Annotated in this window: 14 protein-coding genes; 10 read left to right on the plus strand and 4 right to left on the minus strand. The window is 69.1% G+C overall.

Translation table 11 applies throughout. The features are described from left to right. Position 1 precedes the first annotated feature (1 nt). Together ABD830_RS53800 and ABD830_RS53805 are read left to right on the plus strand one after the other, a co-directional pair. Positions 2–1,792: an ABC transporter permease gene (locus ABD830_RS53800; protein ID WP_345003400.1), complete on the plus strand. Its 1,791-nt coding sequence runs from the start codon at positions 2–4 to the stop codon at positions 1,790–1,792. 116 nt (positions 1,793–1,908) lie between these two features. Next, complete coding sequence (locus tag ABD830_RS53805) at positions 1,909–2,376, plus strand: hypothetical protein (protein ID WP_345003401.1); 468 nt, start codon at positions 1,909–1,911, stop codon at positions 2,374–2,376. Between the two features lie 129 nt (positions 2,377–2,505). On the opposite strand, the gene vanY-N is transcribed toward ABD830_RS53805, so the two are convergent. Beyond that, positions 2,506–3,078 (minus strand): D,D-peptidase/D,D-carboxypeptidase VanY-N, encoded by a 573-nt coding sequence (vanY-N, locus tag ABD830_RS53810; RefSeq protein ID WP_345003402.1) that lies wholly within the window; start codon positions 3,076–3,078, stop codon positions 2,506–2,508. Positions 3,079–3,217: 139 nt separating this feature from the next. Here vanY-N and ABD830_RS53815 point away from each other — a divergent pair, with 139 nt between their 5' ends. From ABD830_RS53815 to ABD830_RS53825, 3 genes are read left to right on the plus strand one after another with little or no spacing between them, the layout of a single operon-like run. Continuing rightward, positions 3,218–3,940, plus strand: a complete 723-nt coding sequence (locus tag ABD830_RS53815) for a response regulator (protein ID WP_345003403.1) — start codon at positions 3,218–3,220, stop codon at positions 3,938–3,940. 7 nt (positions 3,941–3,947) lie between these two features. Next, on the plus strand, positions 3,948–5,450 hold the full coding sequence (locus tag ABD830_RS53820; protein WP_345003404.1) for an ATP-binding protein: 1,503 nt from the start codon (positions 3,948–3,950) through the stop codon (positions 5,448–5,450). Continuing rightward, complete coding sequence (locus ABD830_RS53825) at positions 5,447–5,941, plus strand: GerMN domain-containing protein (protein WP_345003405.1); 495 nt, start codon at positions 5,447–5,449, stop codon at positions 5,939–5,941. Before ABD830_RS53820 ends, ABD830_RS53825 begins: the two co-directional genes overlap by 4 nt. 25 nt (positions 5,942–5,966) lie before the next feature. Here ABD830_RS53825 and ABD830_RS53830 read toward each other — a convergent pair whose 3' ends face one another. Next, the gene (locus ABD830_RS53830; RefSeq protein WP_345003406.1) at positions 5,967–6,089 is read right to left on the minus strand and encodes a hypothetical protein; all 123 of its coding nucleotides are present in this window, start codon (positions 6,087–6,089) and stop codon (positions 5,967–5,969) included. 150 nt (positions 6,090–6,239) lie between these two features. Here ABD830_RS53830 and ABD830_RS53835 point away from each other — a divergent pair, with 150 nt between their 5' ends. From ABD830_RS53835 to ABD830_RS53845, 3 genes are all read left to right on the plus strand, one after another. Beyond that, positions 6,240–6,680, plus strand: a complete 441-nt coding sequence (locus tag ABD830_RS53835; protein WP_345003408.1) for a YybH family protein — start codon at positions 6,240–6,242, stop codon at positions 6,678–6,680. Positions 6,681–6,741: 61 nt separating this feature from the next. Beyond that, entirely contained in the window at positions 6,742–7,305 is a 564-nt protein-coding gene (locus ABD830_RS53840; protein ID WP_345003409.1) for a YceI family protein, read from the plus strand. Positions 7,306–7,435: 130 nt separating this feature from the next. Further along, positions 7,436–8,683, plus strand: a complete 1,248-nt coding sequence (locus ABD830_RS53845) for an NAD(P)/FAD-dependent oxidoreductase (protein WP_345003410.1) — start codon at positions 7,436–7,438, stop codon at positions 8,681–8,683. Positions 8,684–8,847: 164 nt separating this feature from the next. Here the strand turns inward: ABD830_RS53845 and ABD830_RS53850 are convergent, their stop codons facing one another. Continuing rightward, entirely contained in the window at positions 8,848–9,744 is an 897-nt protein-coding gene (locus tag ABD830_RS53850) for a LysR family transcriptional regulator (protein ID WP_345003411.1), read from the minus strand. 332 nt (positions 9,745–10,076) lie between these two features. Next, entirely contained in the window at positions 10,077–11,303 is a 1,227-nt protein-coding gene (locus tag ABD830_RS53855; RefSeq protein WP_345003412.1) for an oxygenase MpaB family protein, read from the minus strand. A gap of 178 nt (positions 11,304–11,481) precedes the next feature. On the opposite strand from ABD830_RS53855, the gene ABD830_RS53860 reads away from it, so the two are divergent. Then, positions 11,482–12,129 (plus strand): TetR/AcrR family transcriptional regulator, encoded by a 648-nt coding sequence (locus ABD830_RS53860; protein WP_345003482.1) that lies wholly within the window; start codon positions 11,482–11,484, stop codon positions 12,127–12,129. Positions 12,130–12,315: 186 nt separating this feature from the next. Then, positions 12,316–13,461 (plus strand): protein kinase family protein, encoded by a 1,146-nt coding sequence (locus ABD830_RS53865; protein ID WP_345003413.1) that lies wholly within the window; start codon positions 12,316–12,318, stop codon positions 13,459–13,461. Positions 13,462–13,478: the final 17 nt, after the last annotated feature.

Consider the following 13,478-nt stretch of genomic DNA (forward strand, 5'->3'; position numbering starts at 1 on the left):
CATGGGATCCCTCGTGCTCGTCGTCCGCCTCGTCCTGGCTGACGTCCGCCGGCACCAGGCGCAGGCCGCGATGCTCCTGCTCGCGGTGACCGTGGCCACCGCCACGATGGCACTGGGCCTGTCCCTGCGCGGCGTGAGCGACGCGCTGTACGAGCAGACCCGCGCCGCCACCGCCGGGCCGGACGTGGTGGCACTCTCCGGCGGCACCGGCCCCACCGTGACCTCAGCCCTGACCTCGCTGGCGAACGAGCCCGACGTCATCGCCCACCATGGCCCCTACCGCATCGTCTACGCCGACCTCACCACGCGCGACTCCATCTCGTCCCCGGTGGTGGTGCAAGGTTTCAGCCAGACGCCCGGCGCGGTCAACCGGCCGCTGCTGACCTCGGGTCAGTGGGTACGCTCCGGCGGCACGGTCCTCGAACGCGGCTTCGCCACCGCGCTGGGCGTCGACGTCGGCGACCGCGTCACCATCGCCGGCCGCCCGTACCCCGTCGTCGGGATCGCCGTGACCGCGGCCACCTCCATCTACCCCTGGGCGGCGCAGATCGGGCCGGGCGGTGGTCCCAGCGACGCCAGCGGCCTGGCCTGGATGACCCGAGCAGATACCCGGGCCCTGGCGTCGTCCCAAGATCTCCCGGTGGCCTTGGCCCTGGACGTCAAGCTGCGTGACCCCGCCACGGCGCAGGCCTTCCTGGACGCCAACCGCGACTCCACCCTCCCGGTGAACTTCCATACCTGGCAGTTCACGGCCGAGCAGGACATGGTCATCCTCAAGGACACCCAGCCGATCCTGGTCGTCGGCAGCTGGCTGCTCGGCTTCCTGGCCATCACCGGAGTGGCGGCGCTGGCCGCGGGACGCGCCGTCGAGCAGACACGCCGGGCCGGGCTGCTCAAGGCCGTCGGCGCCACCCCGGGTCTGATCGCCGCCGTCCTGCTCACCGAGTACCTGGCGCTGGCGCTGGCCGGCGACGCGCTGGGGCTGGTGATCGCCCGCCTGACCGTGCCCGCCATCGCCAGCCCCACGGCCAGCCGGATCGGCGACGCTGTCGGGCTGACCGGCGCCACCGTCGCCGCGGCGACCGTCCTCGCCATGGCGGTGGCGGTGCTGTCCACGCTGCGTCCCACCCTGCGGGCCATGCGTACGGCGACCGTCACGGCGCTGACCACCACCGCGCACCAGCCCCGTCACCGGCCCTGGCTCGCCGCGATGTCCGCGCTGCTGCCCACGCCGCTGCTGCTCGGGCTACGGCTGACCGCCCGCCGGCCGGGCCGCGCCGTACTGCAGGCGTGCTCCACCGCCACCACGGTGATCGCGATCGTCGCCCTGCTGACCCTCTACGCCCAGCCGGAGAGAGGCTACGGCCTGGACGGCTCCTCCGCCCTGCCCAACCTGCGCGGCGAGCACGACCGCCGGCTGATGCTCGCCGTCACCGTCCTGCTGATCGCACTCGCCGTCGTGAACACCATCACGTTCACCTGGACCACCGCCATGGAGGCCCGGGCGAACATGGCCATCGCACGTACGCTCGGCGCCACCCCCGGACAGATCGCCGCGGGACTGTCCACCGCCCAGCTCCTGCCCAGCCTGCCCGGCGCCGTCATCGGCGTCCCTCTGGGCAACGGCCTGCTCTCGCTCTTCGCCGCCGATAATGCGGCGGATCCCCCCTCCCCCTGGCTGCTCGGCGCCGTACTCGCGACTCTCCTGGCGACAGCGGCCCTCACCGCCCTGCCCGCACGCCTGGCGGCCCGCCGGCCCGTGGCGCAGACCCTCAGCGCCGAAACAGCGTGAGCATGGGAAGGACCTGACAAAGTGGCATCTGACGCTGCCGGCACCCGGCGACTCATGGCGGACACGGGGCAGCCCCGCGGATGGGTGTCCCCCAGGACGGACCTGGTGACGGCGCTATGATGTGGCACACCGTCCTCGGCATCGAGACGACCATCAACATCTTTTTCAGCCCGTCACACCTCGGCCTCGTCGTGACGATGATGCTCATCCTCACGACTGCGCTGCGCTCGGCGTGGAACCCCCCCATGTCGGCGCCCGGCCGTCGCTCGGGCACCGCGCCACGGGGCGCCGGCCCGAGACCTGTCGCCGTGGGCGCCGATCGGGTGGCCGTCGCGATGGTCGTCACCAACGTCGTCATGCTCAGCCCGGTGCTGCTCATGGTGCGCCGCCGGCAGTTGCCGTTCGGTGCGGTGACCCTCATGTACACGGTCATAGCGCTCATGCCGGGCTCCCAGACGGCGTTCCGCAACCTGCCGACCCTGCTGGCGTTCGTGGCCGCCGGACTGATCGGCCTGGCGCTCGGGGCGCTGTTCCTGCCCAACACAGCCGCTGCCGAGCGAACGGGCGACCATCTCGCCGTCTAAGGCTCGGCGCGCGGTTCAAGGCGTCGCGCAGGACACCATTTCCGCAGCAAGAGCGAGATCCTTGGCCCTGCTTTCGGGGAGTGCGCTCTCGGCCGCAAACCCGTCAACGTCCCCGGATCCGTACCTGCGCTACATCTCGTCCCCGTTCTCCGTCGCGTAGGCCACGCCGGGGTGGGGGCGTCGTCGTGGTGGCGTGCCGCCGCGCTCTGGGCGGTACTCGAAGTGCCACCACTCGTTGTCGTAGAGGCGGTAGAGGTCGTAGCGGGCGCCGTGTTCCTCGAGCCAGCGCGCGCCTTCGTGGGGGCGCACGTCCAGCGCAATGCCCTTGACGTGGCTGGATTCCGCCGCCGGCAGCACGAGCATTCGTGCCGAGGCCGGGGAGCCGGAGCGGCGCACCTCCTCGTCGAACATCCGTTGTTGGACGAGGGGATCACGGTACCCCGAGGTGAGGCCGATGAGCTGGCCGTGACGCCAGAGCGCCTCGGTGCGCGCCGCGGTGAACGCCGCCATGGCCCCGTCGGTGAGTCCGGTGAGGTCCTCGGAGGGGAATCGCAGCTGTAACGCCCAGCGGCAGGCCAGTTCGCGGGCGCGGCCGGGATGGCGGACGAGCGCCGCGGGCAGCAGGAGAACGGCGAGCACCAGCGTGATCGCGGCGTACAGCCGGTCTCGGGGCCGAGATGGGATGGTGCGTGGTTCGTTCATGCCGAATACGATTGGCGCCGAATGTGCGCGCGTTGTCCGCCGCATGTCATGGTTCCTCGACGGCGGACACCGTCGGTACGACCGTGACACAACCATGACACGGCGCGAACGAGGTGGGGACACGGCTGGCCGACAGTGGATGAGGTTGGCCGACAGGCGAGTTACGGAGCGTGCGGTGATACGCGGCGGGTCGCGAGTGTTGTTGATCGAGGATGACCCGGCAGTGCGGGAGGGCCTCGACCTGGCCCTGACCCGGCATGGGCACCGGGTGAGCGCGGTGGAGTCCGGCGAGCAGGGGCTGGACCGGCTGCGTGCGAACCTTCCCGACGTCGTCGTGCTCGATCTGATGTTGCCTGGCATGGACGGGTTCGAAGTCTGCCGCCGCATCCGGGCCGCCGGGGAGGTGCCGATCATCATGCTGACCGCGCGCAGCGACGACATGGACGTGGTGGCCGGGTTGGAGGCGGGCGCCGACGACTACGTGGTCAAGCCGGTGCAGCCCAGGGTGCTCGAGGCACGCATTCGCGCGGTGCTCCGGCGGATCGGCCGGGACCAGGCGGAGCTGGAGCGGTACGGGGACCTGACCATCGATCGGGCCGGGCTGGTGGTTTCCCACCGCGGCGTGCCGGTCAGCCTCGCCCCGACCGAGCTGCGCCTGCTGCTCGAGCTCTCCGGCACGCCGGGCCGGGTGCACAGCCGCCAGCAGCTGCTGGAGTCGGTGTGGGAGCACGGGTATTTCGGCGACTCGCGTCTCGTGGACGCGTGCGTGCAGCGGCTGCGCGCGAAGATCGAGGACAACTCGGCGGCGCCCGTCTACGTGCAGACGGTGCGTGGGTTCGGGTACCGGTTCGGGCCGGTGTGAGCCGCCGGTGACACCTCGGCCGAGCCTGGGGCTGCGCGCCCGGCTGCTGTTCGCGTTCGCGCTGCTGTGTGTGGTCACCGCGGCGGCGGTGTCCGGCGCGATGTACGTTCAGGCCCGCAACGACATCCTTCAGCGGGCCCAGGACGGCGCGGTGCAGGCGATGAAGAACCGTGTGCAGACGACGCTCTTCCCGTTGCGGAGTGCGGCGCCGGGCCCGGATGAGCTCGGCGAGATCGCCCGCGCCGTGGTCGACCAGTACAGCCTCGTGGTCGCCGTCTACCACGGGGAGTACTCGGTGGCCGGCGCGCTGGGGCCCCCGCCGGGGGGCAGGAGACCGGACGAGAACGCGCCGGCCCCGCCCATCGCACCGGCTCCGACTGTCGCGGCGATTCCACCCGATCTGCGGCAGATGGTGGCCGGCGGCGTCGTCGCGTGGCAACGCGTGGTGTGGCGGGGCGCGCCCTACCTCGTCATCGGCACGCCGTTGCTGATCGCCGAGCAGAACCGGACGACGCGGGCGTCCGGCATCGAGGTCTACGTCGCGCGCAGCCTGCTTCCCGAGCAGCGCAGCATCGACGAGCTCGCCGCACGCGCCTGGCTCACCAGCGGGGCGGCCCTGGCGTTCGCGGTCGTCCTCGCGTTGCTGGCCACCCGCGGCGTGCTGCGCCCGGTGCGCGAGCTCGGTCGGGCGGCACGCCTGCTGGGCGAGGGCGAGCTGCGGACCAGGATCGCGGTCCGCGGCTCCGACGAGCTGGCCGACGTGGCACGCACGTTCAACAACGCCGCCGCGGAGCTGGAACGGCATGTCAAGCAGCTGCGCGAGATGGAGGCCGACGCCCGCCGGTTCGTGGCCGACGTGTCCCACGAGCTGCGCACCCCGCTGGCCGCGCTCGCCGCGGTCGCTGACGTCCTCGACGAGGAGGCGGCCCAGCTCCCCGAGCCCGCCGGCAGGGCCGCCAGGCTGGTCAGCCAGGAGACGCTCAACCTCACCGGGCTGGTGAACGACCTCATCGAGATCAGCAGGTTCGACTCCGGCGTCGCGGCCCTGGTGCTGAACGAGGTCGACGTGGCCGAGCTGGTGCGCTCGACCCTGCGTGCCCGGGGCTGGTCGGAGCCGGTGCACACCGAGCTTCCCTCCGCAGTGACGGCGCGGCTGGACCCGCGCCGAGTGGACGTCATCCTCGCGAACCTGGTCGGCAACGCCCTGCGGCACGGCGAACCACCGGTGTCGGTACGGCTTTCCGCCGACCCGCACTGGATCACTCTCGAGGTCCGCGACCACGGGCCAGGGCTGGACGAAGCGGTGCTGCCGCACGTGTTCGACCGGTTCTACAAGGCCACCGCGGCCAGGGCCAGGTCCGAGGGCAGCGGCCTCGGCCTCGCCATCGCGCGGGAGAACGCGCGCCTGCACCAAGGCGACCTCACCGTCACCAACGCCCCGGACGGCGGCGCCCTCTTCACGCTGCGCCTGCCACGCCGGGCACCCGATCCGGACGGAGGCCCCGAGTGAGGACCCGCCTCGCCCACCGCATGCTCGCCGCGGGCCTCGTATCACTCGTCGCCGTGGCCGGCTGCGGCGTGCGCCCCAGCGACGCCATCTTCGCCGGCGAACCGCCGAGCGGACCCGTCGCATCGACCATGACGATCACCCTCTACCTGGTGAAGAACGGCCGGCTCAGCGCGGTGACGCGGCCCGGTGGTCGTCCCATGTTCCTGACGGACACGCTCGCGCTGCTGGCAGCCGGGCCCACCGCGAGGGAACAGGCGCACGGACTCACCACCGACGTCCCGCCCGAAGCCGCCCCGTTCTCGGTGACCGTCAGGCCGGCCGGCGACGTGGCGGTGAACCTGTCCACCCCCGCCGACGAACTGTCCACACTGGCCGTCGAACAGATCGTGTGCACGGCCGCCGCCGTCAGGGCACCGGTAAGCCCTGCCCAGGTCACCGTCGTCGGTGCTGGGCAGACCGTCGGTCCCCGGGACTGCCCGGGGCAACGGTAACGACCTGTCCCCTACTTCGGACAGATCACCGCGACCGTGACCCGCCCCGGCGCTGCCCCTTGAGCAGCAGCTCGTCCGCCCCCTGCGTCACCCAGGGCAACCGGACGGCGACCAGCAGCCCGGGCAGGGCCGGCCAGAACGTCTGCATGGTCGCCTCACTCTCAGACTCAGCTCCGATCATGCCTCCCCGAGCATAACGCCATAGCAATATTTATCTTGGACAATATAACTTCCGAGCCATAGCGTCAGAGGCGTGAGAAGCCAAGACTCCACCGCAAAGGGAAAGACCGGGATATCGATGACCGCGCAACGCGAGGCAGACGAAGCCGAGATCCGCCAGCTGGTCGGCAAGATCGTCGAAGGGCTCCAAGGCAAGGATCCCGAGGGTCTGAAGCGCCTCTACGCGACGGACATCGTGTCCTTCGACATCGAGCCGCCGCTCCAGCACGTGGGGATCGAGGCGAAGCTCAAGAACTGGGCGCCCGTGTTCACGTTCTTCGAGAGTGTGACATATGAGGTCCGCGACCTGACGCTCACCGTGGGCGATGACATGGCGTTCGGGCACGCCTTCGCCCGTCTCAGCGGCACGCTGAAGAACGGGACGGCGATGAGCGGTATGTGGGTCAGGGTCACGTACTGCCTCCAGAAGATCGACGGTATGTGGCTGATCGTGCACGACCAGGTCTCGGTGCCGCTCGACGTCACCAGCGGCAAGGGCGTCGTCGACCTCGAGCCCTGATCCCGCCACCCCACCCCCACCTGCACCGCGTCACCGCGGCACCACATCCATGGAGAAAGCCATGAACACCGTCCCCGCGACCGTCGAGATCCCGGGCTACCTGGCCGGCACCTGGAAGGCCGACCCGATGCACTCCGAGGTCGCTTTCATCGTCCGTCATCTCATGATCAGCAAGACGCGTGGCCGCTTCACCGGCTACGACGTCACGATCGTCACGAGCGAGGACCCGCTGGGCTCATCGGTGACCGCGGCGATCGACCTCGCGTCCATCGACACCGGCAACGAACTGCGCGACAACCACCTCCGCAGCGCCGACTACCTCGAGATCGAGAAGTACCCGACGATGAGCTACCGCTCGACCGGCATCCGTCAGACCGGCGACGGCTGGACCATCGACGGTGAGCTGACGTTGCACGGGGTCACACGGCAGGTGCCGCTGGCCGTCGAGGTGAGCGGGTTCGGCCCGGACCCGTGGGGTGGCCAGCGGGCCGGCTTCTCCGCGACCGCCGAGATCAAGCGCAGCGACTTCGGCATCGACATCAGCACCCCGATGGAGGCCGGGGGCGTCGTGGTCGCCGACAAAGTGTCGATCAGCCTCGAGATCCAGGCCGTTCTCCAGAAATGACCCGATCCGGACGGACAGCCGCAAGGCCCCCATCCACCGATCGTCCGGTGTCCCGATACCGCGCTTTACCGAGCGGCATCGGGACACCGCCACCCCGGTCCAGCGCCTCATCGAGCTCAGGAAGATCGCCATGACCGCCGATCCCGGCATCGTCATCATCGGAGCGAGCCTGGCCGGCGCGAAAGCCGCCCAGGCCCTGCGACTCGACCACGGCTACGACGGGCCGATCACCCTCATCGGCGACGAACCACATCTGCCGTACCAGCGCCCAGCCCTGTCCAAGGGCTACCTCCTGGGCACCACCGGGCCCGCCGATCTTGACGTACTGAAGCCGCAGTTCTACGCCGACCACGACGTCGCGCTGGCACTCGGCACCCCTGCCACCGCCCTCGATCTGGACGCCCGGCGAGTACGGCTGGCCGACGGCACCGAGTTCCCCTTCACCCAGGTGCTGATCGCCACCGGCGCCCGCCCGCGCCGCCTCCAGGTGCCGGGCGCCGATCTCGACGGCGTCCGCTATCTGCGCAACCGCGACGACAGCGAACACCTGGCCGCGGCCCTGCGCGCGGCCGGCAACGTCGTCGTCATCGGCGCCGGCTGGCTCGGCTCCGAACTCGCGGCCGCCAGCCGTACGCTCGGCAACCACACCACCGTCATCGACCCCCTGCCCACACCGCTCTACCACGTACTGGGCGACCAGATCGGCGGCCTCATCACCCGCCGCCACCGCGACCACGGCGTGAACCTGCTCCTCGGCGACGGCGTCGAGGCCATCCTCGGCACGCATTCGGTCGAAGCCGTCCAGACCATCACCGGACGGACGATCCCCGCAGACCTCGTCATCGTCGGCGTCGGCGCCACCCCCAACACCGAACTCGCCCAGAAAGCAGGACTACGCGTCGACGGCGGCATCCTCACCGACGAACACCTGCGCACCTCACACCCGGCCGCCGTCGCCGCCGGCGACGTCACCCGCCACCAGCACCCGCGCTACCTGAACCCCGTACGGATCGAACACTGGCACAACGCCGTCACCCACGGCGCCGTCGCCGCCGGCACCCTGCTCGGCAAGCCCACCACCATCGACCCCGTCCCCTACTTCTTCTCCACCCAGTACGGCTCCACCCTCGAATACCTCGGACTCCCCACCACCTGGGACCGCATCATCACCCGCGGCGAGCACGCCGATCACGGATTCACCGCCTTCTGGCTCGACCACAGCATCCCCGTGGCCGCCCTGACCATCGACAACCGGGGCGCCGCCGATCACCTGCGCACCCTCATCGCCACAGCGCACCCCGCCGACCCGCAACAACTCGCCGACCCCGACACACCCCTGCTGGACCTCCTGCCGAACGCGCCAAGCCGTACCTGGTGAGCCGAGATCCTCCCGAGGTCACCGCCGACCAGCCCTGGCCGCGTGATCACACTCGGCGCGGCGCCGTTGACCAACCCCGAGCTCCGAGCTCCGCCCCGACGGACCTGCCGCTGAGGGCCCACGAGCTCGCTGTCCCCCTTCTCCGCCGATCATGAAGCACGTCATCAGCGCTTCTCCTGCGGCTCGCCGGTGATCCAGTTCCAGTTGGCGATCGTGGTGCGCATCAGGCGCGCGGCGGTGGACAGGTGACTGCCGGCGCCCCAGTACAGGGTGACCGCGCGACGGCAGTCAGGGGTGTCTACAGGGACCCAGGCGGCGGGGACCCGCGTGGAGGTGGTCCGGGCGAAGGCGGGGACGAGGCCGATGCCGAGCCCCGCGCTGATCAGGGCCGCGATGGCGCTGGGCTCGTCGACCTCGCAGACGATCTTCGGGGTATGGTCTCGTGCGGCGAAAAGACGATCCAGGAGGCGGCGTTGCCAGTGCCCTTTACGGGCGCTGACGAAAGGCTCGTCGGCGAGCTCGTCGATGCTCACCGACGTACGGCTCGCCAGCGGATGCTCGAGCGGCGTCGCCACACCGACCGCCTCATCCAGCAGTTGGACCGTCTCCAGTCCCTCAGCGGAGATCGGCTGGGATGCGACGCACAGGTCGACGTCCTGAGCCCGCAGGTGACGACCCATGTCCTCGGCCGCCATCCAGCGGAGTTCGACCTCAATGGTCGGGTGAGCTCGCTTGAAGGCCGCCAGCGGCCCGGTGAGCGTGAGGAAGGTCTCCGACGCAAGCCGTACAGTGCCCACACCCTCGCTCACGGCCTCGGCCACGGCTCGCCGCCCCGCATCCAGCTCACCCAGGGAGCGTTCGACGTAATCGCGGAAGAGCTTGCCCGCGTCATTCAGCCGCAGCCGGCCGCTCCGGTCGAACAGCGGTGTGCGCAGCTCGCTCTCCAGCCGGGCGATGGTACGACTCAGCGACGGCTGGGCGACGCGAAGCTCTTCGGCCGCGCCGCTGAGATGTTCCAGCCGCGCCACCACCAGGAACTGCCTGAGCGAGTTCAACTCCATCACGCCTCCAGATACATAGCACTCCGGCGATATCAACCTTAGATGTAATAACCCAGGAGCCATAGTTGTCTGAATCTTTCTGAGGATCCGAGGAGCAGCTCGCCGCAGCCAGGGCACAGGAGCAGGCCGGCTCCGGGCCGCTGTCGGTGCCAAGACGGTGCTGGACTGCGCGACACAGAGTTACGGAGGGATGAATCAACTGTGAGCGCCTTTACATTGTAGATTCGTATCTATCCCGCTGCGGCTCGCCCCTCCACTACGACCAGGCCAAGGAGATGGGTGGTGCGACCCGCGCGGAGCCCGTCAAAACGAGCAGCACCCCTAGACCGTGATCAGCCGGGCCGGTTGCCCGTCGGAATCACGATCTTGGTTTGTGCCCCCTTGGTGAGGTAGTACGTGGTCCACTTCTTGACCATCTCGTCGAGAAGCCAGGCTGCGGCGGGCACCAGCGGCAGCCCGATCACGCCCTCCCGGAACTGCACCAGTAGCGGCCAAGCGGTCTTGACCACCGGGTCCCACAGCGGCTCGCGGCGGACGCCGTTCCAGTCGGCCACCTGGTTGCCGGTGAGGTACCTGGCGAAGGCGTTGACGAGAGACTTGTCGATGCCGCCGAGGCTGGTCAGCTCCGCGAGCATGTCCCGCAGGATGGCGTTGAGTTCCACCCCCTCCGGGGTCGGCCCCATGTTCCTGGGCAGGACCAGGTCCGACTGGGTGTAGGAGGAGTCCCAGGTGGCGGGGAGGAACTCGTCCCTGATGCCGAGCATGTGCCCCAGCATCTGCACCGAGTGCAGGTACCCCTCGGCCTCCGTGGAGGAGATGCGCACCTTCCACTCCCGCATCCCGCGCATGGAGTAGGTCGCCAGGGTGTGCCACGTGACGAGCATGTCCTCCTGGCTGATCGGGACAGGGCCGGACCAGTGGGGGGACGACTTCAGCAGGTGCCGCACCGCCGCGTGCACCAGCCGGGTCTTCACAGCCTCGACCACGGCCGTGCCGCCGGCGCCCCAGGCGTTCTGGGGCCTGACCGCGTACGCCAGGATGTTCGTCTTGGCGATCCGGTCTTTCAGATCCGCGCCGCCCGCGGAGTAATAGACGGCGCGTGCCTCCTTGGGGATGGCGGTGGCCAGCATCCCGGCGCCGACAATGGTGAGGACGACGATGTAGTTGCCCTTGAGCGCATGGAAGCGCGCCCCGGCATCCAGCAGGGCGGCGTCGGCCCACGACGGGAGCTGACGCGCCTGCTCGATGAAGGCCCGCAGATCCTCCGGCAGTCCCGCGGGCAGGGGCTGGTCGTTGCGGTTCCAGTCGTACAGCAGCCGGTTGACCTCGGGTATGACACCGCGGTCGAGCAGTGAGGCGAGGAGCGGATCGGCCACGTCGTCCCACACCCATCGGGGGTCGGCTCCACTGCCGGAACCCGCGATCGAACCACTGGCCGGCCAGGTCCAGTCGCCGGACAGGGAATCCTCCGCCTGAGCCGGGGAGATCATCCCTAACGCGCCGAGCGCTCCCATGGCGGTGCCCGAGATCAGTACCTTGCGCCTGCTCAACTCTGCCATGCTCTGCACTCCTTCGAGGTGAGGTCCCGCTCAGGGCATGCGAGAAAGGGATGATACTGAGAAACAAATCATGAGTCCGTGTATCATCATCAGAGCACAGTGTGACGAGCATCACAAGGCCGCGTTTGAGGCACAATCCCTGCAGGAGGTGATCGTGGAATCTGTGCTGTCCGGATTCATGGCGCTGTCGGACTCGCAGTCGTTGCTGGAGCGCGCCTATTCCGATGCCGTCGAGGGCGTCGACGACAGCGACGAGCTACGGACGCGCATCCTTGACGCGGCGTACGAGCAGTTCTGCCGAATGGGCATCAGACGCTCCACCATGGAGGACGTCGCACGGCTGGCGAAGGTGTCGCGGATCACGGTCTACCGGCGGTTCGACACCAAGGACACGCTGATCGAACACGTGGTACGCCGCGAGTTCCGCCGCTATTTCGACCAGTTCCTCATCGACATAGAACAGGCGGGCACCGCCGCCGACAGGGTGGTGCTGGGCTTCGTGAGCTCATTGCGGGCCATTCGCGGTAACCCGCTGATCGGCGGACTCATCGCCACAGAACCGGATCTGCTGGTCCCCTCCATGACGGCTGACGGCGGTCAGACCCTCGCCACCGTACGGCATTTCGTCGCCGGTCAGCTCCGCAGCGAGCAGCGCGCGGGCAACGTGTCGAGCAGCCTTGACGTCGACCTCGTCGCCGAGATGATGGTGCGGATCTCCACCTCTTTCCTGACCATCCCCAGTGCCATCATCAACTTGGATGACGATGAGCAACTGGCCGCGGTGGCCCGGCGGTTCCTCGTACCCATGCTGAAGCCGCCGGCCTGAGCTTCAGTCTCGCGCCGGCTTCGCGCCTTCGACCCGCCCGTCCTGGCAGTCGACCATGCGCCGGCGGCGTCGATCTTCATTAAGGTGCAGTCAGAGGGGCGCCCAGGTCTGTCACCTCACTCGGATCTTGGACGCCCTCTGACCGCTCCGGAGGCCAAACCGCCGAGCCACGTGCCGTCGCTCACGGTGCGACTGCTTGGCCATTGCAGAATCGAGGTCGGCACCCAGGTGGAAGCCGCAGTGAAGTGTTCCGACATGTCGCGCGCTGCGCGTCTTACCGCCCATAGTGCCGTCTCCACATCCCTGGCCTTGTGCAGCGATCGCGTCCTGAGTGAGCTCGTGGACACGGCCGTGCCGATCGGATCCGGCATCGGCGGGAAGTCGGCCCTGCTGGAGGTTGCCGGATCCCCGGTCTTTGTGAAGCGGGTGCCGCTGACCGATCTGGAGAGGCAGCCGGAGCACGTCCGGTCCACGGCGAATCTGTTTGATCTTCCCGATTTCTGTCACTACGGCGTCGGCCTCATCGGCGGGCCGGGCTTCGGGGTCTGGAGGGAGCTCGCCGTGCACACCATGACGACGAACTGGGTGCTTGCGGCGGAACACGAGGGCTTCCCCCTGATGTATCACTGGCGGGTGGTGCCGGACTCGACGCCCCTGCCCGAAGAACTGGCCGACATCGAACGGGCCGTTGATTACTGGGGCGGCTCAGCGCAGATGCGCCATCGGATCCAGGCTCGCGGGCAGTCCTCGGCGAGCATCGCGCTGTTCCTGGAGTACATCCCGCAGAACCTGCACCAATGGTTGGGCGCTCAGGTCGAGGCAGGAGATCAAGCCGCCACCAACCGAGCCTGCGCCATGGTGGAGAGGGAACTGGCGGCCGGCATCTCGTTCATGAACAGCCGCGGACTTCTGCACTTCGACGCGCACTTCGAGAACATCCTGACCGACGGCCAACGCCTCTACTTCGCGGACTACGGCCTCTCCATTTCCTCCGGTTTCGAGCTGTCGCGGGACGAGGCCGACTTCTTCGACCGGCACCAGACCTACGACCGCTGCTATGCCGCCACGTATATGGTGAACTGGCTGATCACCGCTCTGTACGGGCTGCGGAGAGAGGATCGGGACGGCCGCTACAAGCGGGTGTGCGCCTACGCGGAGGGCGAGCGCCCCACAGGAATCCCGGAGGAGGCCGCGGCAATCATCGCCCGGCACGCACCGATCGCCGCCGTGATATCCGACTTCTACCTTACGTTCCAGCGCCAGAGCAGGCAGGCCCCCTACCCGCTTGAGGAGATTCGCCGGCTTGCGGAATACAGCTCCTCCTTGTGCTGACGGGCTCTTGGAGGCTG

The organism is Nonomuraea helvata (assembly GCF_039535785.1).
In the GTDB taxonomy this organism is placed as follows: domain Bacteria; phylum Actinomycetota; class Actinomycetes; order Streptosporangiales; family Streptosporangiaceae; genus Nonomuraea; species Nonomuraea helvata.